This window comes from Protofrankia sp. CiP1_Cm_nod3 (assembly GCF_982290655.1).
Genome location: NZ_CEVIVD010000200.1, coordinates 3,968 through 5,575, shown reverse-complemented (window position 1 = coordinate 5,575; position 1,608 = coordinate 3,968). Strand labels below are relative to the sequence as shown.

Annotated in this window: 2 protein-coding genes; one reads left to right on the top strand and one right to left on the bottom strand. The window is 71.2% G+C overall.

Annotation, left to right across the window (positions count from 1 at the left end; translation table 11 throughout):
* Positions 1 to 3: 3 nt before the first annotated feature.
* Positions 4 to 1,101, bottom strand: coding sequence for an ATP-binding protein (locus tag AC5LUJ_RS22560; RefSeq protein ID WP_250283542.1), 1,098 nt, complete (start codon positions 1,099 to 1,101; stop codon positions 4 to 6).
* On the opposite strand from AC5LUJ_RS22560, the gene AC5LUJ_RS22555 reads away from it, so the two are divergent.
* A partial coding sequence (locus AC5LUJ_RS22555) for a toll/interleukin-1 receptor domain-containing protein (RefSeq protein WP_493465703.1) occupies positions 1,100 to 1,608 on the top strand: 509 nt, incomplete at its 3' end. The two genes, AC5LUJ_RS22560 and AC5LUJ_RS22555, sit on opposite strands and share 2 nt — an antisense overlap.

Here is a 1,608-nt window from a genome sequence, read left to right as displayed (position 1 = left end):
TTCTCAGCTCGATGACCAGAGGCTGGCGATGGGGACGGCGAGGACGTGTTCGGTCAGTTGGAAGACCCGCGGGCCGGTGTGGACGAGGAGCACGGCGGCAGGTTTCGGGCCGAGCCGTTCCCACAGCCACTCGAGGTGACGGGCGTCCGCGGGTGAGGGAGCCGCGGACGCCTTGACCTCGATCGCGATGACGTGACCGTCGCGCGTCTCGATGATCAGGTCGATCTCGCGACGGCCGTTGGCGCCGCGCAGGTGGAACATGTCGGCGCCGACGACGCTGAGGGCGCACTCGGCGCGCAGTTGCGTGGCGACGAGTGTGTCGAGGACACGTCCCAGGAGGTCACCGTCACAAAGCGCACGGCGGTGGTCGATACGCAGCAGCGGGCCGAGGAGACCGGGATCGATGAGGTAGCGCTTGGGCAGTCGGACGGCGCGGTCCATGCGGCTGCCCGCCCAGGCCGGGACCCGGTCGGTGACCATAAGAGTGCCAAGAAGATCATCTTGGCCGACCGCGGTCTCCCGGTCGATGCCGGCGGCGTCGTAGAGCAGCTTGTGAGTCGGCACGCCGGCGGTATTCGCGGCTATCGCCCGGAGATATCTCCGCATGCGCAGGGGATCTCTCGCGACACCGAGCGACGGCGCTTCCCGCGTCGCCAGATGGTCGACGTATCCGGTCAACCAGCGGTCGCGGGCTCGTTCGGTCGGGGCCCGCAGCGCTTCGGGCCAGCCGCTGGTAAGTGCCTCCGCCAGGTAGCCGTGCAGGTCCCAGCCGGCGGCGGGGCCGGCGAGGGCGTCCGCGCCACCGCTGACGATCCGATCGACCAGGGATGGCGAGGCCGGGTCGCCGTGGCGTTCCCGGCCGACGAGCGGATACATGGCCAGTCGGACGATCCGGCCGGTCGCGGGCCAGCCCGAGGCGGTGAGGTCCGCCTGTGAGGAACCGGTCAGCACGAATCGTCCCGGACGCGGATCGTCGTCGACCAGGCGGGGGCCGTGGGCCAGGCGGGCCGCAGGCGGGCTGCGGGCACACCGCCGGCCGCCGCCGGCGCGGATCGTGACATTCTTCTTCCCATGAGGCACGGGGGAAGAGAAGCCTGACATGGCGGGATCCGGCGACGGTCGTGACTGCGACTTCTTCATCAGCCATACCGGCTCGGACGCCGCCTGGGCGGCATGGATCGCCTGGCAGCTCGAGGCACGGGTGCGGATCGACGGGCGGCCCGCGCGCACGTTCTTACAGGCGTGGGACATCGTCGCCGGCACGAGCCGGGTGGCCAGTATGCATCGCACGCTGCCGGCGTCGGCCCGGGTGGTAGCCATCCTCTCCCCCACCTACCTGGACGAATCCGAGTACGGCAACGCCGAGTGGCAGACGCTCTGGCCGAACGACCCACAGGGACGCGCGCGCCGGATCGTCCCCGTGCGGGTCGCGGAGTGCCAGCCGGACGGGCTGCTGCGGTCGATCACCTACATCGACCTGGTGGGCCTCGGCGAAACGGCCGCCACCGACGCGCTGCTGACGGGAATCACCGGCTCCATCGAGGGCCGGGCTAAACCCACCGCCGCCCCGCTCTTCCCCGGCCCAGCCGGCCCGCCCGCGTTCCCCGG